The organism is Pseudorhodoferax sp. LjRoot39, assembly GCF_964253035.1.
Lineage (GTDB): Bacteria > Pseudomonadota > Gammaproteobacteria > Burkholderiales > Burkholderiaceae_C > Pseudorhodoferax.
The window spans coordinates 1,193,217-1,215,531 of sequence record NZ_CAXUQL020000001.1 but is presented as its reverse complement, the minus strand read 5'-3'; the positions used below and the strand labels follow the sequence as shown (position 1 = coordinate 1,215,531).

Genomic DNA, 22,315 nt, shown 5'->3' with positions numbered 1-22,315 from the left:
CGCCCGCGGTGCGCGCGCCGGTGCGCCGCTCAGGGCAATACCGCCGTGGCCGTGGCCTGCTGGATGCGCAGGTCCGCATCGCGCTGCAGCAGCAGACGTTCGGCCACGAGCTGGTTGGCCGCCGTGGTCACCGCCGCCACGTAGCCGGCCTGCGTGCCGTACAACGACTCGAGCGAAGGCCGCGTGTCGCCGGCTGCGATGCGTGCCGCCTCGGTCGTGTGGAACGGGATGAAGCTGCCCGTGAGGTTGGACAGGTCGACGATGCCCGGCGTGGCCACGTAGTTGAACTCGATGCTGGTGCCCAGCGGCGCACGCGCCTCCACGCTCTTGATGCCGGCGCGGGTCAGGCCCGTGGTCGGATCCACCTGCGGCACCAGGATGGCGTAGTCGCGGCCCGTGTAGTAGGGCGGCAGCAGCGTGGCGATGCCCGATTCGTCCTGCGGGATGTACTGCGGGCCGAAGTCGAACAGCGGAAAGCCGTTGTAGCGCGCGAGGTAGTTGAAGTCCGGAATCGCTGTGGCGGTGCCGGACACCGGCCAGGTCAGGCCCTTCATGGTGGGGAAGACCAGTTGGTCGGGCCGCGCCAGCGTGCCATCCGCAAGCTTGGGCACCTGGCTGGCCGGCGGCTCGGTGCCGCGCACCACCCAGTCCTCCAGTGCGACGAACAGCGCGCGGAAGGTGTCGGTGAAGTGCACCACGGTGCCGGCCGGGTAGACGTTGCGCGTGGGCGCGTAGCCGATGCTGGCGGTGCCGCCGTTGCCACCGTGCTGGGTGCTGGCGTAGTAGTAGATGCGCGCGTTGTCGGGCTGCGCTAGGTCGCGCAGGCCGAAGGCGTCGGTCAGCACCGGCGAGCCCTGCAGCTGCCAGAACTCCGTGCCCGACAGTCCCAGGAAGAACTTGGGGCAGGTGCTGGTGGCCGCGCAGCGCTTCATCACGCCGCCCTGGCGCCCGCTCACGTCGTCCATGTAGTCGGCTGCCAGGCCGCGCGGCGCGGTCTGGCCGAAGGCCGTGTGGTCGGTGCGCAGGCCACCGCCGCCGCCCGGCACGGCGAAGCGCGTGTTGATGTTGGTCTGGCGCGCCGCCACGTGGGCGTACATGCCGTCGAACACCTTGCCGCCATCCAGCGCCTGGTTGAAGCCCAGGTGCAGAAAGGTCTTCATGGCGTTGCCCGACTGCGAGGTGCCCTGGCCGATGGTGTGCGTGATGCGGCCTGCCAGCGGGTTGGCCGTGCCGGCGCTGTCGGCGGCGGCCTTGCGGAAGAAACTCACGGTGTCGCGCAGCGCGGCCAGGCCCACGCCCATGACCTTGGGGTCCTTGGCCACGTAGACCAGCTCGTACAGGTACTTCGGATCGAAGCCGCCCTTGAGGCACACCTTGCTGCCGTCGGCCGTGCCCGGAAAGGCGTTGGCCGCGCTGCAGTCGGCGAACTTCCAGTCGCTGGCCGGGATCAGCTGGCGCGCATCGGTCTCGTTGACGCGGCGCGTGAGCGAGTAGCCGGGCAAGGTGTTGTCCAGGCTGGCGGGCGCGTAGGGAATCATGCTGCCGTTGAACACGCCGCCGGGCAGCGCCATGACGGGCGTGGCCGCCGAGGGCACGAGCTCGCTGCGGTAGCTGCCCGTGATGCTGCTGCCGTCGGCGTTCTTCGCCACGGGCACGGTGGCCGTGAGCCGGGCCGCGGCGCTCTTGGGCACGTCGCCCTGCCAGGCCGAGTAGAGCAGCACGTAGCCGCGCTCCAGGTACACGGCGTCGCTGGGCGTGGCCGCGGGGTTCAGCATCGTGAGGATGTTGCCGCGGTTGGGCGCGTCGTAGCGCAGCACGCCGCTGGCCTTGGCCATGTCCTTGGGCTTGAGCAGCACGAACTCGGCGCTGTACTCGACCATGCCGCGCGCGTTGACGGGCGCCAGCGCGAGGTCCTGGATCACGGCGTTCTTCGGGTCCTTGGGATCGACCTCGCCGCTGATGCTGCCGGTCAGCTTCTCGTAGGCGCCGACGCTGCCGTAGCTGCCGGGGAAGTCCTCGGTGGCGGTGACGCTGAGCTTGAGCTGCGGCGTCGCGGCCGGCGGGCTGACCGGCGGGTCGTCGTTGTCGCTGCCGCCGCAGGCGGCGAGCAGCACGGCGGCCAGCAGGGCCGAGGGGATGCAGATGCTTCTCATGGTTTGTCTCCGGTTCGGGCGATCACTGGCAACTGAAATTCGTGGCGTCGTCGGTGCTTCCGCTGCCCTTGTAGACGGCGGTCTTGGGGTACACGCACAGCGGACGCGTGCGCACCACGTTGCCGCCGCTCAGGCGCGCGGCCACGATGCTGTCGGGCGCCCTGCCCTGCTCGACCCAGCGGTCCAGCGCCATGAGCAGGTCGTTGTCGGCGGTGGGGTTGGGCGCCTGGCCGCCGCTGTTGCCGAAGGTCGTGGCGCCGCTGCCGCCGCTGCAGTGGCCCATGCCGGGCACCAGGAACAGGCGGTAGAACTTGTCCGCCTCGGCCTGCGTGCCCTGGGCTGCCTTCACGCGCTCGGCGTAGGCGATGGTGTCGACCGGGTTGACCACCGCGTCCTGCCAGCCCTGGAACACGATGGCCTTGGCGCCGGCGGCCTTGAAGGCCGACAGGTCGGCACTGGTCTGGTCCACCAGCGGGCTGACCCGGGCGTCGGCATAGGCGATGTCGCGGTCGTAGTCGAAGGTCCACCAGTCCCACTGCGGGTTGGCGAACACCCACAGCCGCCAGTAGTCGGCGCGCACGGGCTCGGCGCCGCCCCAGTAGCCGGACCAGCCCGCTTCCGTGCCGACCGGCAGGCCGGGGTAGATCTGGGCTCCGGTGCGCGGGTTCTTCGGGCCGGCGTAGATCTTCTGGGCCACGGCCACCTGGTCGGCCGTCAGGCAGTCGGCGGCGTCGGCGCCCGTGCACTGCAGGCCGGCCACGTCGAACCTGTCGCTGGTGCAGGCCAGCGGGTTCTCCACCACGCCGTCGCTCACGCCGTCCAGCGCGTCGCAGGCGGCGATGGCGCGCTGCGTGATCAGGCTGGCCTTGGCGGCCGTCAGGATCACCGGTCCACTGGTGCCGGTCGCGCGGTTGGACAGGTAGCGGTGCAGGAACTCGACGTTCAGCCGCGTGCGGTTGTTGCCGGGCGCGCCGGCGATCACGCCGTCGAAGTCGGTCGGGTAGCGCTGCATCTGCGCATAGCCCTGGTGCCCACCCGTGGAGCAGCCGTAGTAGTAGGCCCGGCTGGGCGCCTGGGCGCGCAGGCCCTCGACCAGCGTGCGCGAGGGCGCGGTGATGGCGTGGATGGAGCGCGTGCCCCAGTCGCGGATCTTCTCGGGATGGTCCACGCCCCAGAACATCTCGTTCGGATCGGCGGACTGGTGGCCGGTGTCGCCGCCGACCACCGCATAGCCCTGGCGCATGGCGTAGGCCATGTCGCCGGTGCTGAGCGCGGGGCTGTAGCCGCCGTTGCCGGTGACCACCATCTTGCCGTTCCAGGCCTGGCCCTCGGGCACCCAGATCTCGAAGTTGATGAGCGAATCGGCGCTGGGCGTGGCCTGGGCCGTGATGCGGCAGAACGCCGGCAGGTTGGCGATGGCCCGGCCGCCCGGCGGGGTGTAGCTGCCGGCGGCCACCGGCGCAGCGCCCGTGACCGTGGCGCCGGCCAGCTGCACGCCGGCCAGCGCGGCCGGCTCGCAGCTCTTCGGCGTCGCCACCGGGGTGTCTGGCGTGTCGTCGCCGCCACCGCCGCAGGCGGTGAGCATGGACAGGGCGGCGCAGCCGATCAGGCCGCGCATGAAGATGGGATGCATGCTGTGTCTCCTCGTTGTCGTCCGGGCATGGCTGCGCCCTGCACTGCGCAGCCGTGCACCCGTTCTGCTGGCGAAAGCGGGGCTGTGCGGTTTCTTGGCGCCCCGAGGCAGGCCGGCCGCCTGGCCGGCCGGTGTGGCTTATTCGGGCTCGATGCCCGCCGCCTTGATCACGCGGCCCCACTTGGCCGTCTCTTCGCCCTGGAACTTGGCCAGGCCTTCGGGCGTGGTGGTCCAGGCGGTGGAACCGCTGCCATCGAAGAAGCTCTTCGCGCCGGCGCTCTGCACGGCCTTCGCCAGGAGCGCGTTCAGGCGCGCCACCACGGCGGGCGGCGTACCGGCCGGCGCGTAGGCCGCGAACCAGTAGCCCATGTCGTAGCCCTTGACGCCGGCCTCGGCGATGGTCGGCACCTCGGGCAGCAGCGGGTTGCGCTCGACGGTGGAGATGCCCAGCGCCTTGAGCTTGCCGCCCTTGACCTGCGGCACGCCGGTGGAGGTGTCGGTGATCATGAAGTCGATCTGCCCGCCCATGAGGTCGGTGATCGCGTTGGGGTTGCTCTTGTAGGGCACGTGCAGGATGTCGGTGCCCGACAGCTGCTTGAACATCTCGCCGGCCATGCGGCTGGACGAGCTGCCGCTGCCGAAGCTGAGCTTGCCCGGCGTCTTCTTGGCCGCAGCCACGAGGTCGGCGACGTTCTTGTATGGCGCGTCGGGCCGCACCACAAGCACCTGGCCGCCCTTGCCCAGGCCCGTGATGGGCGCGAAGTCCTTGACCGGGTCGTAGCTGAGCTTCTTGTACAGGTGCTCGTTGGCCGCGTGCGTGGTGTTGGTGGTGATCAGCACGGTGTAGCCGTCGGCCGGCGCGCGCGCCACCTGGCTCGCGGCGATCTGGCCGCTGGCCCCGCCCTTGTTGTCCACGACCACGGCTTGCTTGGTCTGGTCGGTGACGGACTGGCCCAGCGCGCGTGCGATCTGGTCGGTGGCGCTGCCCGCCGCGAACGGCACGACGAAGGTGATGGGCTTGTTCGGGAAGTCCTGCGCGGCCGCGAGTTGCGGTGCCAGGCTGCCGGCGGTCAGCGCCAGCGCGGCGGTCAGCCAGGTGCGGCGGGGGTTGAAACGTTCTTGCATCGGTCTTGTCTCCTGGTGATTGAAAGTCAATGGGGTGGTTCGAGTGGTGGACCGGCCAGCAGCGGCAGCAGCACAGGGGGGACCTGGATGGGCAGCTCCAGCAACAGGAAGGACAGGGCCTTGCCATGGCTGTCCAGGTTCAGCGCGTCGTTGACACCGCCGTCCAGCACCTCGTCGAGCACGAAGTTCATGGCCTGCAGGCGCGGCAGCACATGGCGCGTGACGCGGGCCGGCCGACGGTGCGCGAACTGCGCGGCCACGGCCGCCTCGGTGACCTGCTCCAGCAGCAGCGGCCACAGCGCCGGGTGCCAGGCGATCACGCTGATGTTGGAGCGGTTGCCCTTGTCGCCGGTGCGGCCGTGGGCGACGCGGTAGAGCGGAACCGTGACGGTGTTCATGCCGCGACCTCGATGAAGCGGAACGACGTGGGCGCCTGCTCACGCGCCAATACGCACGAGACCGTGCCCAGGCGCTGGCGCAGGGCGGTGCGCACGCCACCGCCACCGGCCGGGCCGCAGGTGTACAGCGCTGTGACCTCGCGCGCCAGCCGCTCGGCGCTGGCGCGCTCGCGGTGGTTCATGGCCACGCGCAGGCGCACGTCGCGGGCACCGCCGTCGGGCAGGCTGTCCAGCCACTGGCCACCATCGTCGGCAAACACGCTGGACACGCCGATCAGGTCGGCGCGCAGCGGCCCCAGGCCGGCCAGGCGTTCGCGCAGCACCTGCGCCGCCAGCCGAGCGCGGCCCTCCGCACGCGCACCGGCGTACGAGATCTCGCCCTCGGCCAGCCAGCCGGTGGCATGGCAAACATTCACCTTGAGCGTGGCCGGCCGCGCATGGCCGCGCACGCCGGACAGGCGCACGCGGTCTGGGCCCAGCTCTTGCACCTCGGCCTCGCTGATGTCGGCCACCACGTCGGGCGTCAGGTAGGCGGCCGGGTCGTGCACCTCGTAGAGCAGTTGTTCCTTGACCGTGTGGGCGTCGATGCGCCCGCCCGTGCCGGCCGGCTTGGTGATGGTGCAGTGGCCGTCCGCATCGATCTCGGCGATGGGATAGCCCAGCGCGGCCATGCCGGGGATGTCCTTGTAGCCGGGGTCGGCGTAGTAGCCGCCCGTGACCTGGGTGCCGCATTCGAGCAGGTGGCCGGCCATGGTGGCCCGCGCCAGGCGCATCCAGTCGTCGCGCGCCCAGCCGAAGTGGGCCAGCGCCGGGCCGACCGCCAGCGAGGGGTCGGCCACACGGCCGCAGACCACGATGTCGGCACCGGCGAGCAGCGCGTCGGCGATGGCCTCGGCGCCCTGGTAGGCGTTGGCGGAGACCAGGTCCAGCCCGTCCAGCACCGGGCCCAGCGCGGCCTGCAGCAGCGGGCGGTGGGCGGCGCTGGAGACGTCGTCGCCCTCGACGATGGCGATGCGCGGGGCCGCCAGGCCCAGCTCGCGCGCCAGCGCGTGGATGCGGCGGGCCGCGCTGGCGGGGTTGGCCGCGCCGAAGTTGCTGACGATGCGCACGCCGTGGGCCAGGCAGTCGGCCAGCACCGGACGCAGCAGGTCGGGCAGCAGCGGCTCGTAGCCGGCCTCGGGGTCGGCGCGGCGCGCCAGCTGGGCCAGCGCCAGCGTGCGCTCGGCCAGGGTCTCGAAGATCAGGAACGCGGGACCGCCAGCGGCGATCAGCGCGCGCACCACGGGCGCAGCCGCATCGGTGCGGTCACCCGAGAAGCCGGCCGCGCAGCCGATGCGCAGGATGTTCTGGTCCACATGTCTCCTTGTCTGTTCCGGGGCGCAATGTAGAGTCCGGCCCTTCATCTGTGAATTCGAAAGTTCGGATCAATTCATCCGCCATTTCAATGAATCAGCCAGCCCGTTCCAACGTCTCCGTGCGCCAGCTGCAGGCCTTCGTGGCGCTGGCCGACCAGCGCAGCTTCACGCGGGCGGCCGCGCAGTGCCATCTGTCGCAGCCGGCCTTCAGCGCGCTGATCGGCCAGCTCGAGACCGCCCTGGGCCTGCGCCTGTTCGACCGCAGCACGCGCCATGTGGCGCCCACGACCGAGGGGCTGGAGTTCGAGGCTTCGGCGCGGCGCGTGCTGGCCGAGTTCGACGCGGCGCTGGCTGGCGTCTCGGAGCAGCGTGCGCTGCGGCGCGGCCGCGTGTCCATCGCGCTGTTGCCTTCGCTGGCGGCAGGCTGGCTGCCGGTCATCCTGCGCGACTACCGTGCTGCACACCCGGGGGTGGAGATCACGGTGGCCGACGTGCTGTCCGAACCCTGCGTGGAACTGGTGCGTCAGGGCCAGGCCGATTTCGCGCTGGCCGCCGTGCGCGCCGACACGCAGGAGCTGCGCGCCGAGCCCTTCTGCAGCGACGACTTCCACCTGGTCTGCCCGGCCGACCACCCGCTCGCGCGGCTGCGCGAGATCCGCCCGCGCGACGTGGCGGCCTACCCCTTCGTGCACATGGCGCGCAACTCCAGCGTGCGCCAGTACCTGGACGCCGCGCTGCACCCGCTGCAGATGCAGACGCTGATGGAGGTGGACCAGCTCGCCACGGCCATGGGCATGGTGCGCGCAGGCCTGGGCGTGAGCGTGATGCCGGCGCTGACGCTGTTCCACTTCGCACAGCCGGGGTTGGTGACGCGGCCGCTGGCCTGGAGCGGGCTCAAGCGCCGCATCTACCTCGTGCGCCGGCGCGAGCGCAGCCTGTCGCTGGCCGCGCAGGCGCTGTACGAACGCGTGAAGGCCAGTCCGCCCGATCTCACGCAGGCCCTGGCACCTACTCGGCGACCACGACAGGCACGCGCGGCGCCAGCGCGCACATGAGCTCGTAGCCCACGGTGCCGGCCGCATGGGCGACCTCATCCACCGGCAGCACGGCGCCATTGCCGGCCCGGCCCCAGAGCGTGACGGCGCTGCCCGGCCCGGCCTGCGGCACGGGCGTGAGGTCCACCGTCACCATGTCCATGCTGACGCGGCCGACCAGGCGCGTGCGCACCCCATCCACCAACACGGGCGTGCCGGTGCCGCAGTGGCGCGGATAGCCGTCGGCATAGCCGCAGGCCACGACGCCGATGCGCATGGGGGTGTCGGCGACGAAGCTGGAGCCATAGCCCACGCTGTCGCCGGGCAGCAGGTCTTGCAGGCCGATGACCTTGGAAGCCAGCGTCATGGCGGGTTGCAGTTCCCAGTGCGCAGCGTTGAAGACCGGGTGGTCGGGCGCGCCACCGTAGACGGCGATGCCGGGCCGCACCCAGTCGCCGCGCACGCCGGCGGTCTCGATGTGGCGCAGCGTCGCAGCGCTGTTGGCCACGCTGCGCTCGCCGGGCAGGTCGCGCGTGGCCTCGTCGAACAGGGCCATCTGCGCGGCGATGCCCTTGGCGCCGTCGGCATCGCTGAAGTGGGTCATCAGCGAGATCTCTTCGACCTGCGGCAGCGCATCCAGCCGCATCCAGGCCGTGCGGAAGCTGGCCGGCGCGAAGCCCAGCCGGTTCATGCCCGAGTTGAGCTTGAGGAACACGCGGTGGCCCTGCTGCGTCTTGTGCGCGGCCAGCCAGTCGATCTGCGCCTCGCAGTGCACGGCATGCCACAAGGAGAGGCGCGAGCACAGTTCCAGGTCGCGCGGCTCGAACACGCCTTCGAGCAGCAGGATGGGGCCGCGCCAGCCGAGCGCGCGCACGCGTTCGGCCTCGGCCAGGTCGAGCAGCGCGAAGCCGTCGGCCCCGCGCAGCGCCTCGAACACGCGCTCGATGCCATGGCCGTAGGCGTTGGCCTTGACCACGGCCCAGACCTTCGCGTCGCCGGCCGAACGGCGCGCACGCTGCAGGTTGTGACGCAGCGCAGCATGGTGGATCGTGGCTTGGATGGGACGGGGCATGGCAGAAAGCGCTGCGGTGTGCAACCGCGCAACGGTGGCAAGGAGTTGCAGAATTCTCGCATTGGCCCCGTGATATAACCGCCGGCCACTTGAACGGACAAGCTCTTATCACTTTGCATCAGCTCAACTGATCGCCCCCACGACATGCGATGAAGCGCGGTTTTTTCACCATCATGTCGGCCCAGTTCTTTTCGTCGCTGGCCGACAACGCGATCTTCATTGCCGCGATCGAGTTGCTGCGCGCCAGCGGCGCGCCGGACTGGCAGCGCGCCGCCCTGGTGCCGATGTTCGCGCTGTTCTATGTGATCCTGGCGCCCTTCGTGGGCGCCTTTGCCGACGCCTTGCCCAAGGGCAAGGTGATGTTCCTGAGCAATGCGATCAAGGTGATCGGCTGCCTCATGATGCTGTTCGGCAGCCACCCGCTGATGGCCTACGCCATCGTGGGCCTGGGCGCAGCGGCCTACTCGCCGGCCAAGTACGGCATCCTGACCGAACTGCTGCCGCCGTCGCAGCTGGTCAAGGCCAACGGCTGGATCGAGGGGCTGACCATCGGCTCCATCATCCTGGGTGTGCTGCTGGGCGGACAGCTCGTGGGCCATGCCGTGTCCAGCCGGCTGCTGGCGATCGACCTGCCCTTCTTCGACACCGGCATCGACACGCCGGCCGAAGGTGCCATCGCCGTGCTGGTCGTCATCTACGCGATCGCGGCCTGGATCAACACGCGCATCCCCGACACCGGCGTGCCGATGCGGCCCATGCCCAAGAGCCCGATGGCGCTGCTGCCCGACTTCTGGCGCTGCAATTCGCGGCTGTGGAACGACCGGCTCGGCCAGATCTCGCTGGCCACCACCACGCTGTTCTGGGGTGTCTCGGGCAACCTGCGCTACATCGTGCTGGCCTGGGCCGCCGCAGCGCTGGGCTACAGCACCACGCAGGCGTCCTCGCTGGTGGGCGTGGTGGCCATCGGCACGGCCGTGGGCGCGGTGATCGCCTCCATGCGCATGAAGCTGGACATGGCCACGCGCGTGATGCCGCTGGGCATCGCCATGGGCCTGCTCGTGATCGGCATGAACTTCATCGACAGCGTGTGGGTGGCCGCGCCCTTCCTGATCCTGCTGGGAGGATTGGGCGGCTTCCTGGTGGTGCCGATGAACGCGCTGCTGCAGCACCGTGGCCACAACCTGATGGGCGCCGGCCGTTCGATTGCTGTGCAGAACTTCAACGAGCAGGCCTGCATCCTGGGCCTGGGCGCGTTCTACAGCCTGTCGACCGGGCTGGGCCTGTCGGCCTTCGCAGCCATCACGGCCTTCGGCGTGGTGGTGGCAGGCTTCATGTTCGTGATCCAGCGGTGGCACCAGCACAACTGCCGCGTGCACACGGACGAAGTGGAGCACCTGCTGGAAATCGCCCGCAACGACCACACGCACTAAGAACATCCCCCCCAGGCAGCTGCGCTGCTCCCCCCTTCTGCTGCGCGAAGGAGGGCACATCCAGCGGTCTGGCAGAGCCAGTCCCGCGGATGTCGCTGGCATGGCCTGCTCCGCGGCCTCTGGCACCGCGGCCTGCAAGAGATCGCCGCATCCAGTCTGCCGATTGCATCGCACAAGGAGCCTCAGAGATGACCACCGCCTACGACTTCGAAGCCCTGGACATCGCCGGCCAGCCGGTCGCGCTGGCGCAGTTCAAGGGCCGGCCGCTGCTGATCGTCAACACCGCCAGCGCCTGCGGCTTCACGCCGCAGTTCGCCGGGCTGGAGGAACTGCACAAGACCTATGGCGGCCAGGGCCTCGTGGTGCTGGGCTTTCCGTGCAACCAGTTCGGCCGGCAGGACCCGGGCAGCAACGACGAGATCGGCGCGTTCTGCCAGAAGAACTACGGCGTGAGCTTTCAGATGATGGGCAAGATCGACGTCAACGGCGATGGCGCCCATCCGCTGTACCAGTGGCTCACGCGCGAGGCGCCGGGCCTCTTGGGCACCAAAGCCATCAAGTGGAACTTCACCAAGTTCCTGGTGGGCAAGGACGGTGAGGTGCGCAAGCGCTACGCGCCGACCGACAAGCCCGAGAGCCTGGGCCGGGACATCGAGGAAGCGCTGGCAGCCTAGTCGGCGAGCGCTTCGTCCAGCACCTCGACCCAGTGCCGCACGGGCGTGCTGCAGCCGCCCTGCAGGTGCGTGATGCAGCCGATGTTGGCCGACACGATGGTCTCGGGCGCAAGTGCCTGCAGATGGCCGAGCTTGCGGTCGCGCAGCTGCATGGAAATCTCGGGTTGCAGCACGGAGTAGGTGCCGGCCGAGCCGCAGCACAGGTGCGATTCGTTGGCGGCGACCTGCACGTCGAAGCCCAGTTCGCCCATGTGGCGCTCGACCAGGCCGCGCAGCTGCTGGCCATGCTGCAGCGTGCAGGGCGGGTGGAAGGCGACGACGCCGGACGGCTTCCTGCCTGCGAAGCGCTTGGCCAGCCCCTCGGAGATCTGCGGCAGCAGCTCGGTCAGGTCGCGCGCGAGACTGCTCACGCGGCGCGCCTTCTCGGCATAGGCGGGATCGTCCCGCAGCACATGGCCGTAGTCCTTGACCATCACACTGCAGCCAGAGGCGTTGACGACGATGGCCTCGACGGCGGTGTCGCCCGCGCCTTGCACATAGGGCCACCAGGCGTCGATGTTGGCGCGCATCTGCGCCTTGGCGGCGTCCTGGTCGTTGAGGTGGAACTTGACGGCGCCGCAGCAGCCGCCGGCCGGCACGCGCACGGCCGTGATGCCGACGGCGTCGAGCACGCGCGCCGTGGCACGGTCGATGCCGGGCATCATCGATGGCTGCACGCAGCCTTCGGGCAGCAGCACCTTGCGCGCATGCCGGCGCTGCGGCCACGCGCCCGGATGGCGGCGCTCGGGCACCTTGGCGCGCAGCTTGCCGGGCAACAGGCCGCGCACGGCCTGGCCCACGCGCATGGCCGGTGCGAAGCCGGCCGAGGGCAGGCCCTCCTTGAGCGCCCAGCGCACGGCGCGCTCGCCGGTCGGGCGCGGCACCTTGGCGTCGACGAGCTTGCGGCCGATGTCGATCAGGTGGCCGTAGTCCACGCCCGAGGGGCAGGTGCTCTCGCAGTTGCGGCAGGTCAGGCAGCGGTCCAGGTGCAGTTGCGTGGCGCGCGTGGGCTCGGCGCCTTCGAGCACCTGCTTCATCAGGTAGATGCGGCCGCGCGGACCGTCCAGCTCGTCGCCCAGCAGCTGGTAGGTCGGGCAGGTGGCGGTGCAGAAGCCGCAGTGCACGCACTTGCGCAGGATGGCCTCGGCCGCGATGCCGTCGGGCGTGCCCTGGTATTCAGGGGAGAGATTGGTTTGCATCAGAAGTCCGGGTACAGGCGGCCGCGGTTGAAGATGCCGGCCGGATCGAACGAGGCCTTGAGCGCGGCGTGGATGCGCGCGAGCGCTGGGGACAGCGGATCGAAGAACGCGGTGCGTGCGCCGCTGCGTTCGCCGGCCGTGGCCAGGAACAAGGTGGCGCTGCCACCCACGGCCTGCGCCGCCTTGCGCACGGCCTGCGCCTGTGCCGGATCTGCGGCCAGCCAGCGCTGCCCCCCGTGCCATTCGACCAGGGTGTCGCCGACCAGGTCCAGCACCGGCGCCGTCTGCGGAACCGACAGGCGCCACAGGTCGCGCGCACGGCCCACATCGGACCACGGCATGCGCAGGTCGCGCCGCGCCTGCCAGAAGCGCGCGGCTTCGTCGGGCGCCAGTGCCACGCCGCCCAGGCGGCTGCAGGCGGCGTCGACCGCCGCCACGGCGCCACGCAGGCGCAGCGTGAGGCCCTCGCCGGCTTGCCAGCAGCTGGCGTTGAGCGGCAGCGGCTGGCCGCCCCAGGCATGCAGCTGGCGCAGCGCCTCGTGCTGCGGCAGGTCGAAGCGCAGCGTGGCCTCGGCCGGCGCCATGGGCAGCACCTTGAGGCTCATCTCGGTGACCACGCCCAGCGTGCCCAGTGCCCCGGCCATCAGGCGCGAGACGTCGTAGCCGGCCACGTTCTTCATGACCTGGCCGCCGAAGCGCAGCAGTTCGCCGCGGCCGTTGAGCAGTTCCAGGCCCAGCACGAAGTCGCGCACGGCGCCGCTGCTGGCGCGTGCCGGGCCTGACAGGCCTGCGGCCAGCATGCCGCCGCAGGTGGCGCGGCTGGGCTGGGTTGCGTCGCTTGTGGGCAGATGGTGCGGAGGCTCGAAGGGCAGGCACTGACCGCGTTCGGCCAGCACGGCTTCGAGTTCCGCGAGCGGCGTGCCGGGGCGCACCGTCACGACCAGTTCGCTGGGCTCGTAGCTCACGATGCCGGCCAGGCCGCGCACATCGAGGGGCTCGCCCACGAGCGACTGGCCGTAGCCGTCCTTGCTGCCGCCGCCGACGATGCGCAGCGGCTGCCCGTGCGCGGCAGCGGCACGCACGCGCGCGACGGTCTCCTCCAGTGGGGGCGTTGTTGTCATGCGGGCGATGGTACGGCGCATGGCCTGGCGCGGCCTTGAGCATTTTTCAAGCCGCGCATGAGCAAAACCGGAACAAAAAAAGGCCCGCAGAGCGCTGGCTCCGCGGGCCCAACCTCTTCAGGAGACCTCGCTCGTGTCAGGCGCGACGGGTGGTCCGCCGCGCCACTCCCCTCAGCGGTTGTAGGCCGTCTCGCCGTGCGACGAGATGTCCAGGCCTTCGCGCTCTTCCTCTTCCGTCACGCGCAGACCCACCGTCATGTCGGCGATCTTGTAGGCGATGAAGGCAACCACAGCCGACCAGACGATGGTGAACAGCACGCTCTTGACCTGGATCCAGACCTGGGCGCCCATGGCGAAGGTGTCGGGCGTCAGGCCGCCCGTGCCACCCAGGCTCTGGGCTGCGAACACACCGGTCAGGATGGCACCGACGATGCCGCCCACGCCGTGCACGCCGAACACGTCGAACGAGTCGTCGGCACCCAGCATGCGCTTCAAGCCCCCCACGCCCCACAGGCAGACCAGGCCGGCGATCAGGCCCAACACGATGGAGCCCATCGGGCCGACGAAGCCGGCAGCGGGCGTCACGGCGACCAGGCCGGCGACGGCACCGGAGGCAGCGCCCAGCATCGAGGCCTTGCCCTTGTGCAGGCCCTCGCCCAGGATCCAGGACAGCGTGGCGGCAGCGGTGGCCAGCACCGTGTTCACGAAGGCCAGGCCGGCCGCGCCGTTGGCGGCACCGGCGGAGCCGGCGTTGAAGCCGAACCAGCCCACCCACAGCAGCGAGGCACCGACCATGGTCAGCGTCAGCGAGTGCGGCGTGAAGGCTTCGCGGCCGTAGCCGATGCGCTTGCCCAGCACGTAGGCACCCACCAGGCCGGCGACACCGGCGTTGATGTGCACCACGGTGCCGCCGGCGAAGTCCAGCGCGCCGTCCTTGGCCAGCAGGCCGCCGCCCCAGACGATGTGGGCCATCGGCACGTAGCTGAAGGTGAACCACAGTACGGCGAACACCAGCACGCCGGCGAACTTGATGCGTTCGGCAAAGGAGCCGACGATCAGCGCCACGGTGATGGCCGCGAACGTGCCCTGGAAGGCGACGAACACGTACTCGGGAATGGTGATCAGCGCGCCGAAGGTCTCGGTGGTGACGCCCTTCAGGAAGATCTTGTCGAATCCGCCGAAGAAGTTGCCGTCGCCCGAGAACGCCAGGCTGTAGCCGTAGATGGCCCACAGGATGCTGATCAGCGAGAAGATCACGAAGATCTGCATCAGCACCGACAACATGTTCTTGGAGCGGGCCAGGCCGCCGTAGAACAGTGCCAGGCCGGGCAGCGTCATCAGGATGACCAGCAGCGTGGAGGTCAGCATCCAGGCGGTGTCGCCGGAATCGACCTTGGGGGTCGGTGCAGCGGCGGCCGGTGCGGCCTCGGCTGCGGCGGGTGCTGCAGCCGGTGCGGCTGCAGCGGGAGCCTCGGCCGCGGGTGCTGCGGCAGATGCCGGCTCAGCGGCCGGCGCCTGGGCCAGCGCCATGGATCCCCCGATCCACACGCCGACGCCGAGAAGGAAGGAAGCAAACAGTTTTTTCATTGCCGATGTTCTTTCTGAAGGGAGCACGCTGCTTACAGCGCCTCCTTGCCGGTTTCGCCGGTGCGGATGCGCACGACCTGTTCGACGTCGTAGACGAAGATCTTGCCGTCGCCGATCTTGCCGGTGCGCGCTGCGCTCTCGACCGCCTCGATCACGCGGTCGACGAGGTCGTCGGACACGGCTGCTTCGATCTTGACCTTGGGCAGGAAGTCGACCACGTACTCCGCGCCGCGGTACAGCTCGGTGTGGCCCTTCTGGCGCCCGAAGCCCTTGACTTCGGTCACGGTGATGCCCTGGACACCGATGCCGGACAAGGCCTCGCGGACCTCGTCGAGCTTGAACGGTTTGATGACCGCCGTTACGAGTTTCATGGCTGGCTCCTCAGGAACAAAAAATCAGAATGCGTACTTGATGCCGACCACGACCATGGTCTTGCCGGCGAACTTGTCGTTGACCGTGCGGTACAGAGCCTTGTCTGCGTTGGTGCCGATCAGCGCCGCAGAGGTGGACCAGCCGTTGCCCAGGTCCTTGCCCAGCGTCAGCGAGTAGTCGGTGTACGAGTTGTCGCTGTAGTTCTTGACCTTCTGGTAGCCGATGTGCGGCGTCAGCGACCAGCCGTTGCCCAGGTCGAACGCGGCCGACAGGTCCAGGTAGTAGCTGTTCTTGCTGTCGTCGAAGCCGAACAGGTCGCTGATGGCGTGCGAGTACTTCAGCGTGAACATGCTGTAGGTCACGGCGCCGTACAGCTCGGTGGTGTTGGGGCTGGCTTCCAGGTCGTGGCCGGGGTACTGGTAACGCAGCGCGCCCACGTCGTAGCTGATGGCGCCCGCCGTGCCCTTGTAACCACCGTAGAAGTCGATCTCGACCGGCGCATCGCCGCCGCCGTCCTTGACCCATTTGATCGAGGACGCCCAGGTGCCCAGGTAGAAACCGCTGGAATGCGCGAAATCGATGCCGCCCTGCACGGCAGCCTGGTGACGCGTCTGCGTCAGGCCGCGGTAGCGGTAATCGGTCACGACACCGGCGTTGAAGCTCAGCGTGTAATCCGGGGCGGGTGCAGCCGGGGCAGCGGTTTGTGCGAATGCGGCGCCCGACAGGGCGAGGCCGGCAAGGATCAGGCTCTTGGTGAGGCTCACGGTCATGGGTCGTTCTCCGGGATGTAAAAAGGTGGCGCCGGTCCTCAATGCACAGAGCGTGCCAATCGAAGCCGGGCTTTCCCGCCCGCTGCGCAAGGGTTTTGGGGCGTTGTGCAGTACACGCAAGTTCTCGTGAATGCACAAATTTGGTGCGGTTTGCGGCCGTGCGCGCCATCATGGTCAGAGAAGCACCGCAATAGGGAGGATTCGAGCGATGAGCCTGTCTTTGGTGCAAAGCCGCGTGCTGATCGGCCTGCAAGCACCTGCCGTCACCGTCGAGGTGCATCTGGCCAATGGCCTGCCCAGCTTCACGCTGGTGGGCTTGGCGCACACCGAGGTCAAGGAGGCGCGGGAGCGGGTGCGCTCTGCCATCCAGAACGCAGGGCTGGCGTTTCCGCACAACAAGAGGATCACGGTCAACCTGGCGCCAGCCGACCTGCCCAAGGATTCCGGCCGCTTCGACCTGCCCATCGCACTGGGCATCCTGGCGGCGAGTGGTCAGGTCGACGCCGGGCGGCTGGCCGGCCACGAATTCGCCGGGGAGTTGTCGCTGTCTGGCGAACTGCGGCCCGTGCACGGCGCGCTGGCCTTGAGCCTGGCGCTGCACGGCCAGGCCCATCCCGCCATCCTGGTGCTGCCGCCCGGCAGCGCCGAAGAGGCCGCCCTGGTGCCGGACATGCACGTCGTGCGGGCCCGGCACCTGCTGGACGTGGTGGCCGCATTCCCGCCGGGAGACGGTCCCGCTGCGCCGCCCGGCGAAGGCTGGACCCGGCTGCAGCCCGGCCTGCCACCGGCCGCCGCCGCTGGACTGGACCTGGCCGACGTCAAAGGCCAGTCCGCCGCCAAGCGGGCGTTGGAGATCGCTGCCGCTGGCGGCCACAGCGTGCTGTTGGTCGGATCGCCGGGCAGCGGCAAGTCCATGCTGGCCCAGCGCTTTGCCGAGCTGCTGCCCCCCATGCGCACCGAGGAGGCCTTGCAAAGCGCGGCGGTTGCCAGCCTGGCGGGCCATTTCTCGCTGGCGCAGTGGATGCGCCGGCCCACCCGGACGCCGCACCACACGGCGAGTGCCGTGGCCTTGGTGGGCGGCGGATCGCCGCCCCGGCCGGGTGAGATTTCGCTGGCCCACCACGGCGTTCTGTTTCTGGACGAGCTCGTCGAATTCCCCCGTGCCGCACTCGAGGCCCTGCGCGAACCTCTGGAAACGGGCCGCATCGCGATTGCCCGCGCAGCCCAGCGCGCCGAGTTCCCTGCGCGCTTCCTGCTCATCGCGGCCATGAACCCCTGCCCCTGCGGTTACTTCGGCGCCACCCACCGCGCCTGCCGCTGCAGCCCGGACCAGGTGGCGCGCTACCAGTCCAAGCTCAGCGGCCCGTTGCTGGACCGGATCGACCTGCATCTGGAGGTGGCCGCGCTGGCGCCCGAGGAACTGCTGGACACGCACGCGGCCGAGAGCACCACCACGGTGCGCGGGCGCTGCACCGCGGCGCGCGCGCTGGCCCTGCAGCGCCAGGGCCAGTGCAACCAGGCCCTTGCGGGCCAGGAGCTGGAGCGCCATGCCCCACGCACCGAGGAAGCCAGCCGCTTCTTGAACCATGCCGCGGCGCGGCTGGGCTGGTCCGCACGCGGCATCCACCGCGCGCTGCGCGTGGCACGCACGATCGCAGATCTGGAAGGCAGTGAGAAGCTGCAGACCAGCCACATCGCGGAGGCGGTGCAATACCGCCGGGCATTGCGCGGCCCCGGGACGGGTTGATCCGCGCTCAGGCGCTCAGCGACACGCCCTGCGTGACCGGCACCTCGGCCAGGCCCTGGTGGACCATGGCTTCGTGCACCAGGTAGCAGGTGTCCATCTGGGCATGCACCTCGTGCCAGATCGGACGCACCATGGCGCGCAGGCTGCTGTAGACCTGCGACACGCGCATCAGCGAGGGGATGCGCATGCCGCGGTGCTCGATGGGAGCGCCGACGGTTTCGATCTGCACGCCGCCGCGTGCGAAATGCTTGGCCAGGCGCGGTTCCGTCAGTGTGAACAGGTATTCGACGCCAGCACGCTGCGCCAGCGCCACAGCACCGAAATACAGACTCACCGGAATATTGGGGAAGCGCGCCGCCGGATCGCTCGAACTGTCACGGGCGGACAAGGCGACTGGACGGTGGAGTTCACCACGGCGGCGGCGGAACTCGCCCATCACGGCCAGCCGCGACACCTCGGCGATGCGTTCGCGCGGCAGCGCCGCCGGGTCGATGATGCGGCGGTCCAGCGTGGCGCGGCAGGATCGTTCGAACGGCAGTAGGGCGTGCCGGTCCTGCGGATCCGTCAGCACCACCCGGGCACAGCCGACAGGACGCACATTGTCGTCATTGGTCCGGACAATGCAGTGCAGCGCATGCCTGTCGTAGCCATCCATCTCACGCTGTTCTGCGCGCACCGGCTCGAAACCCAGTTCCCGCGCGTACACGTCGTGGCGCACAAAATACACTTCGTCTCTCGCCGCGGCGTCCAATGCTGGTGCAATGCGGAAATATTGCCCAAACCGCTCACTGGCAGGCGAAGTTTCAAAAGTTTTCATGACTTTTATGTGATCTGGGCGTTGCACGACGTGCTCAACGGGTGTAGGCGGATGCTAGTGGCTTTTGTAGGCCAACACCGCTACAAAATGTCAGGGAACGTGAATAGTTCCCTTGACGCCCCCTCGATCTGAACTATTTTTTGTTCCACTTTTGTTACTCCGCCGGGCTTTGTTCTGGCGGTGGCCGACGGCAACGGGCGACTTCTCCAGTTCTGAAGTCGAAAAAAGGCCGGGCGCCATGGGCGCCCGGCCTTGTTTTTTGCAACGAATGGCGGGGTCGCGCGCTACGAACCGTTCCAGGCCGTGACTTGGCCGCGCGCCCGCGCTGTGCCGTTCTGCACCAGCACGGGGCTGCCCACGGCCACGGCCTCGGCCTGCTCCACGGTACGCACGCTGCCGTCGTCCATGCGGACGCGTACCGCGTAATGGGTGGTCTGGCGCGCGCGCTTTTCGACCTCGTTGCCGGCCCAGCCGCCGCCCACCGCGCCCAGCACCGTGGCCACGGCGCGCCCGCTGCCGCCGCCGACCTGGTTGCCCAGCACACCGCCGACCACGCCACCCGCCACGGCGCCCACGCCGCTGCCCTGGCCGGCGCGCTGCACGGCGGTCACGGAAACGACGGTGCCGCAGCTGTCGCAGCGCGCCACGGGTGCGGCGGCCGCCGCCGGCGCGCGGACCACCGCGGGCGCGACGCGGGGCGCCGCCGATGGCGTCGGTGCGCTCTGGGTTGCGGGCTTGGGCGTTGCCGCGGGCACACCGTCAAAGGGCACCAGGCCCGCGGCCTGGCTGACCGGCGGTTCCGCAGCACCGCGGGGCAGTTGCGTGCCCAGCAGGGTGCCGCCCAGCCCGGCGACAGCCACGGCGAGCGCGCCGACGGCAATCCACAGCGGCTTGTTGCCCGAACGGGCGGAAATCGAAGGGGACGTTTGGTGTTCTTGCATGGGCAATCCTCGAAGTGGAGCGCAGGCGCGCTCCATGGATGCCAAGGCTATGCAAGCGGGGTTGTCGTCCGGTGTCTCTTTTGTAAGGCACCGTAAAACCCCGCAGCGGTCCGGCCGCGACGCTCAGAGTTGTGGCGCCAGCGCCCGTTCGAGTTCGCCGACCGGCACACCGCGCCGACGCGCCAGGTCTTCCACCTGGTCCTGGCCGATCTTGCCGACGTTGAAGTAGGCACTGTCCGGGTGGCCGATGTAGAAGCCGCTCACGCTGGCCGCAGGCGTCATGGCCCAGCTGTCGGTCAGGCCCATGCCGATGTCTTCGCACTGCAGCAGCGTGAACATGCCCTTCTTGACGCTGTGCTCGGGGCAGGCCGGGTAGCCCGGCGCGGGCCGGATGCCGCGGTACTGCTCGCGGATCAACTGCTCGTTGTCCAGCGCTTCGCCGGCCGCATAGCCCCACAGGTCGGTGCGCACGCGGTGGTGCAGGCATTCGGCGAAGGCCTCGGCCAGACGGTCGGCCAGGGCCTTGAACATGATGGCCGAGTAGTCGTCCAGGTCTAGGGCGAAGCGCTTCTCGCGCGCCTCGGCGCCGATGCCGGCCGTGACCGCGAACATGCCGGCGTAGTCGGCCACGCCGCTGCCTGCCGGTGCCACGAAGTCGGCCAGACAGCGGCTGGGCCGCGGCACGCCGTCGATGACCTGCTTCTCGGTCTGCTGGCGCAGGCCGTGCCAGGTCAGCGCGGCCTGGCTGCGCGTCTCGTCGGTGTAGAAGGCAATGTCGTCGTCGGCCACGCTGGCGGCCGGGTACAGCGCCACGATGCCGTTGGCCGTGAGCCAGCGGCCCTCGATGATGCGCTGGAGCATGCGCTTGCCGTCGCTGAACACGCGCTGGGCCTCGGCGCCGACCACCTCGTCCTTGAGGATGGCCGGGAACGGCCCCGCCAGGTCCCAGGTCTGGAAGAACGGACCCCAGTCGATGTACCTGGCCAGTTCCGCGAGGTCGAAGTTCTTGAACACGCGGCGGCCGATGAACTTCGGCTTCGTGGGCTGGTAGGCCGCCCAATCGATGGGCGTCTTGTTGGCGCGGGCCTTGGCCAGCGGCCACAGCGGCACCTGCTTCTTGTTGGCGTGCTGCAGGCGCACCTTGTCGTAGTCGGCGTTGAGCTCGGCGATGTAGGCGCTGGCCTGCTCGGACAGCAGGCTCTGCGCCACGCCCACGCTGCGCGAGGCGTCGGGCACGTACACCACCGGGCCTTCGTAGTACGGCGCGATCTTCACGGCGGTGTGCACGCGGCTCGTGGTGGCGCCACCGATCAAGAGCGGGATCTTCTTGATGCGGAAGTGTTCGTCCTTCTGCATCTCGCCGGCCACGTACTGCATCTCTTCCAGGCTGGGCGTGATCAGCCCCGACAGGCCCACGATGTCCGCGCCCTCGACCTTGGCCTTGGCCAATATCTCGTGGCACGGGACCATCACGCCCATGTTCACGACCTCGAAGTTGTTGCACTGGAGCACGACGGTCACGATGTTCTTGCCGATGTCGTGCACATCGCCCTTCACGGTGGCGATGACGATCTTGCCCTTGCTGCGCACGTCGCGGCCGGCCGCCTCGTCACGCTTCTTCTCTTCCTCGATGTAGGGGATCAGGTGCGCCACGGCCGACTTCATCACGCGGGCCGACTTCACCACCTGCGGCAGGAACATCTTGCCGGCGCCGAACAGGTCGCCCACGATGTTCATGCCGGCCATCAGCGGGCCTTCGATCACGTGCAGCGGCCGGCCGCCCTTGGCCAGGATGGCCTGGTAGGCCTCCTCGGTGTCGGGCACGATGAAGTCGGTGATGCCGTGCACCATGGCGTGGGCCAGGCGCTGCTCCACAGTGGCGGGCGCCTCGGGCGTGCCGCGCCATTCGAGCTTCTTGCTCTCGTCCTTGGCGCCGCTCTTGGCAGTCTCGGCGATCTCGACCAGGCGCTCTCCGGCATCGGGGCGGCGGTTCAGCACCACGTCTTCCACGCGCTCGCGCAGCTGCGGCTCCAGGTCGTCGTAGACGCCGACCATGCCGGCGTTGACGATGCCCATGTCCATGCCGGCCTGGATTGCGTGGTACAGGAACACGGTGTGGATGGCCTCGCGCACGGGGTCGTTGCCGCGGAACGAGAAGCTCACGTTGGAGACACCGCCCGAGACCTTGGCGCCGGGCAGGTTCTGCTTGATCCAGCGCACCGCCTCGATGAAGTCGACGGCGTAGTTGTTGTGCTCCTCGATGCCCGTGGCCACCGCGAAGATGTTGGGGTCGAAGATGATGTCTTCGGGCGCGAAGCCCACTTCGTCGACCAGCACGCGGTAGGCACGCTCGCAGATCTCGATCTTGCGCGCGAAAGTGTCGGCCTGGCCTTGCTCGTCGAAGGCCATGACCACGGCCGCCGCGCCGTAGCGCCGCACCAGCCGGGCCTCGTGCTTGAATTTCTCGACGCCCTCCTTCATGGAGATCGAGTTGACGATGCCCTTGCCCTGGATGCAGCGCAGGCCGGCCTCGATGACCTCCCACTTGGAGCTGTCCACCATGATGGGCACGCGCGCGATGTCGGGCTCGCTGGCGATCAGGTTCAGGAAGCGCACCATGGCGGCCTTGCTGTCTAGCATGGCCTCGTCCATGTTGATGTCGATGACCTGGGCACCGTTCTCCACCTGCTGGCGCGCGACCGACAGGGCCTGGTCGAACTGCCCATTGAGCACCATGCGCGCGAAGGCCTTGGAGCCCGTCACATTGGTGCGCTCGCCCACGTTGACGAACAGACTGCCGGCGCCGATGGAGACGGGCTCCAGGCCCGACAGGCGCATGGGCGGCGGC

At 69.4% G+C, this 22,315-nt stretch carries 18 protein-coding genes; 4 read left to right on the top strand and 14 right to left on the bottom strand.

What is annotated here, in order from left to right; genetic code table 11:
- Positions 1 to 29 precede the first annotated feature (29 nt).
- The 5 genes from ACSQ4M_RS05760 to ACSQ4M_RS05740 all read right to left on the bottom strand — a co-directional run bounded on the left by ACSQ4M_RS05760 (position 30) and on the right by ACSQ4M_RS05740 (position 6,664).
- On the bottom strand, positions 30 to 2,153 hold the full coding sequence (locus ACSQ4M_RS05760) for an alpha/beta hydrolase domain-containing protein (protein WP_436188639.1): 2,124 nt from the start codon (positions 2,151 to 2,153) through the stop codon (positions 30 to 32).
- Positions 2,154 to 2,175: 22 nt separating this feature from the next.
- Entirely contained in the window at positions 2,176 to 3,786 is a 1,611-nt protein-coding gene (locus ACSQ4M_RS05755; protein WP_436188638.1) for a tannase/feruloyl esterase family alpha/beta hydrolase, read from the bottom strand.
- Between the two features lie 138 nt (positions 3,787 to 3,924).
- Positions 3,925 to 4,911 (bottom strand): Bug family tripartite tricarboxylate transporter substrate binding protein, encoded by a 987-nt coding sequence (locus ACSQ4M_RS05750; RefSeq protein ID WP_436188637.1) that lies wholly within the window; start codon positions 4,909 to 4,911, stop codon positions 3,925 to 3,927.
- A 26-nt stretch (positions 4,912 to 4,937) separates the two neighbouring features.
- On the bottom strand, positions 4,938 to 5,309 hold the full coding sequence (locus ACSQ4M_RS05745; RefSeq protein ID WP_436188636.1) for an AtuA-related protein: 372 nt from the start codon (positions 5,307 to 5,309) through the stop codon (positions 4,938 to 4,940).
- On the bottom strand, positions 5,306 to 6,664 hold the full coding sequence (locus ACSQ4M_RS05740; protein WP_436188635.1) for an acyclic terpene utilization AtuA family protein: 1,359 nt from the start codon (positions 6,662 to 6,664) through the stop codon (positions 5,306 to 5,308). Before ACSQ4M_RS05740 ends, ACSQ4M_RS05745 begins: the two co-directional genes overlap by 4 nt.
- Positions 6,665 to 6,753: 89 nt before the next feature.
- Between ACSQ4M_RS05740 and ACSQ4M_RS05735 the strand changes: the two genes are divergently transcribed.
- Positions 6,754 to 7,719: a LysR family transcriptional regulator gene (locus tag ACSQ4M_RS05735; RefSeq protein WP_436188634.1), complete on the top strand. Its 966-nt coding sequence runs from the start codon at positions 6,754 to 6,756 to the stop codon at positions 7,717 to 7,719.
- On the opposite strand, the gene alr is transcribed toward ACSQ4M_RS05735, so the two are convergent.
- Positions 7,673 to 8,770 (bottom strand): alanine racemase, encoded by a 1,098-nt coding sequence (alr, locus tag ACSQ4M_RS05730; protein WP_436188633.1) that lies wholly within the window; start codon positions 8,768 to 8,770, stop codon positions 7,673 to 7,675. The genes ACSQ4M_RS05735 and alr overlap by 47 nt on opposite strands.
- Positions 8,771 to 8,919: 149 nt before the next feature.
- Between alr and lplT the strand changes: the two genes are divergently transcribed.
- Entirely contained in the window at positions 8,920 to 10,200 is a 1,281-nt protein-coding gene (gene lplT, locus ACSQ4M_RS05725; RefSeq protein WP_436188632.1) for a lysophospholipid transporter LplT, read from the top strand.
- Positions 10,201 to 10,388: 188 nt separating this feature from the next.
- Complete coding sequence (locus ACSQ4M_RS05720; protein ID WP_436188631.1) at positions 10,389 to 10,874, top strand: glutathione peroxidase; 486 nt, start codon at positions 10,389 to 10,391, stop codon at positions 10,872 to 10,874.
- On the opposite strand, the gene glcF is transcribed toward ACSQ4M_RS05720, so the two are convergent.
- From glcF to ACSQ4M_RS05695, 5 genes are all read right to left on the bottom strand, one after another.
- On the bottom strand, positions 10,871 to 12,112 hold the full coding sequence (gene glcF / locus ACSQ4M_RS05715; RefSeq protein ID WP_436188630.1) for a glycolate oxidase subunit GlcF: 1,242 nt from the start codon (positions 12,110 to 12,112) through the stop codon (positions 10,871 to 10,873). The genes ACSQ4M_RS05720 and glcF overlap by 4 nt on opposite strands.
- Positions 12,112 to 13,233 (bottom strand): glycolate oxidase subunit GlcE, encoded by a 1,122-nt coding sequence (gene glcE, locus ACSQ4M_RS05710; protein WP_436188629.1) that lies wholly within the window; start codon positions 13,231 to 13,233, stop codon positions 12,112 to 12,114. Before glcE ends, glcF begins: the two co-directional genes overlap by 1 nt.
- Before the next feature lie 171 nt (positions 13,234 to 13,404).
- The gene (gene amt, locus ACSQ4M_RS05705) at positions 13,405 to 14,820 is read right to left on the bottom strand and encodes an ammonium transporter (RefSeq protein WP_436188628.1); all 1,416 of its coding nucleotides are present in this window, start codon (positions 14,818 to 14,820) and stop codon (positions 13,405 to 13,407) included.
- A gap of 32 nt (positions 14,821 to 14,852) precedes the next feature.
- Positions 14,853 to 15,191: a P-II family nitrogen regulator gene (gene glnK, locus ACSQ4M_RS05700; RefSeq protein WP_056671108.1), complete on the bottom strand. Its 339-nt coding sequence runs from the start codon at positions 15,189 to 15,191 to the stop codon at positions 14,853 to 14,855.
- A gap of 24 nt (positions 15,192 to 15,215) precedes the next feature.
- On the bottom strand, positions 15,216 to 15,962 hold the full coding sequence (locus ACSQ4M_RS05695; RefSeq protein ID WP_436188627.1) for a TorF family putative porin: 747 nt from the start codon (positions 15,960 to 15,962) through the stop codon (positions 15,216 to 15,218).
- Positions 15,963 to 16,170: 208 nt separating this feature from the next.
- Between ACSQ4M_RS05695 and ACSQ4M_RS05690 the strand changes: the two genes are divergently transcribed.
- A complete protein-coding gene (locus ACSQ4M_RS05690; RefSeq protein WP_436188626.1) occupies positions 16,171 to 17,709 on the top strand; it encodes a YifB family Mg chelatase-like AAA ATPase in 1,539 nt (512 codons plus the stop codon).
- 7 nt (positions 17,710 to 17,716) lie between these two features.
- Here the strand turns inward: ACSQ4M_RS05690 and ACSQ4M_RS05685 are convergent, their stop codons facing one another.
- From ACSQ4M_RS05685 to metH, 3 genes are all read right to left on the bottom strand, one after another.
- Positions 17,717 to 18,526, bottom strand: a complete 810-nt coding sequence (locus tag ACSQ4M_RS05685; RefSeq protein WP_436188625.1) for a PEP-CTERM/exosortase system-associated acyltransferase — start codon at positions 18,524 to 18,526, stop codon at positions 17,717 to 17,719.
- A gap of 284 nt (positions 18,527 to 18,810) precedes the next feature.
- Positions 18,811 to 19,467, bottom strand: a complete 657-nt coding sequence (locus tag ACSQ4M_RS05680; protein WP_436188624.1) for a glycine zipper 2TM domain-containing protein — start codon at positions 19,465 to 19,467, stop codon at positions 18,811 to 18,813.
- A 123-nt stretch (positions 19,468 to 19,590) separates the two neighbouring features.
- Positions 19,591 to 22,305: a methionine synthase gene (metH, locus tag ACSQ4M_RS05675; protein WP_436193969.1), complete on the bottom strand. Its 2,715-nt coding sequence runs from the start codon at positions 22,303 to 22,305 to the stop codon at positions 19,591 to 19,593.
- Positions 22,306 to 22,315 lie beyond the last annotated feature (10 nt).

Excerpts from the sequence above, each read along its gene's own strand:
- ACSQ4M_RS05735 (WP_436188634.1), top strand. The coding sequence starts at position 6,754 with ATGAATCAGCCAGCCCGTTCCAACGTCTCCGTGCGCCAGCTGCAGGCC.
- glcF (WP_436188630.1), bottom strand. The coding sequence starts at position 12,112 with ATGCAAACCAATCTCTCCCCTGAATACCAGGGCACGCCCGACGGCATC.
- ACSQ4M_RS05760 (WP_436188639.1), bottom strand. The coding sequence starts at position 2,153 with ATGAGAAGCATCTGCATCCCCTCGGCCCTGCTGGCCGCCGTGCTGCTC.
- lplT (WP_436188632.1), top strand. The coding sequence starts at position 8,920 with ATGAAGCGCGGTTTTTTCACCATCATGTCGGCCCAGTTCTTTTCGTCG.
- ACSQ4M_RS05680 (WP_436188624.1), bottom strand. The coding sequence starts at position 19,467 with ATGCAAGAACACCAAACGTCCCCTTCGATTTCCGCCCGTTCGGGCAAC.
- glnK (WP_056671108.1), bottom strand. The coding sequence starts at position 15,191 with ATGAAACTCGTAACGGCGGTCATCAAACCGTTCAAGCTCGACGAGGTC.
- ACSQ4M_RS05750 (WP_436188637.1), bottom strand. The coding sequence starts at position 4,911 with ATGCAAGAACGTTTCAACCCCCGCCGCACCTGGCTGACCGCCGCGCTG.
- ACSQ4M_RS05755 (WP_436188638.1), bottom strand. The coding sequence starts at position 3,786 with ATGCATCCCATCTTCATGCGCGGCCTGATCGGCTGCGCCGCCCTGTCC.
- alr (WP_436188633.1), bottom strand. The coding sequence starts at position 8,770 with ATGCCCCGTCCCATCCAAGCCACGATCCACCATGCTGCGCTGCGTCAC.
- ACSQ4M_RS05685 (WP_436188625.1), bottom strand. The coding sequence starts at position 18,526 with ATGAAAACTTTTGAAACTTCGCCTGCCAGTGAGCGGTTTGGGCAATAT.
- ACSQ4M_RS05745 (WP_436188636.1), bottom strand. The coding sequence starts at position 5,309 with ATGAACACCGTCACGGTTCCGCTCTACCGCGTCGCCCACGGCCGCACC.
- ACSQ4M_RS05720 (WP_436188631.1), top strand. The coding sequence starts at position 10,389 with ATGACCACCGCCTACGACTTCGAAGCCCTGGACATCGCCGGCCAGCCG.
- ACSQ4M_RS05690 (WP_436188626.1), top strand. The coding sequence starts at position 16,171 with ATGAGCCTGTCTTTGGTGCAAAGCCGCGTGCTGATCGGCCTGCAAGCA.
- metH (WP_436193969.1), bottom strand. The coding sequence starts at position 22,305 with ATGCGCCTGTCGGGCCTGGAGCCCGTCTCCATCGGCGCCGGCAGTCTG.
- amt (WP_436188628.1), bottom strand. The coding sequence starts at position 14,820 with ATGAAAAAACTGTTTGCTTCCTTCCTTCTCGGCGTCGGCGTGTGGATC.
- glcE (WP_436188629.1), bottom strand. The coding sequence starts at position 13,233 with ATGACAACAACGCCCCCACTGGAGGAGACCGTCGCGCGCGTGCGTGCC.
- ACSQ4M_RS05695 (WP_436188627.1), bottom strand. The coding sequence starts at position 15,962 with ATGACCGTGAGCCTCACCAAGAGCCTGATCCTTGCCGGCCTCGCCCTG.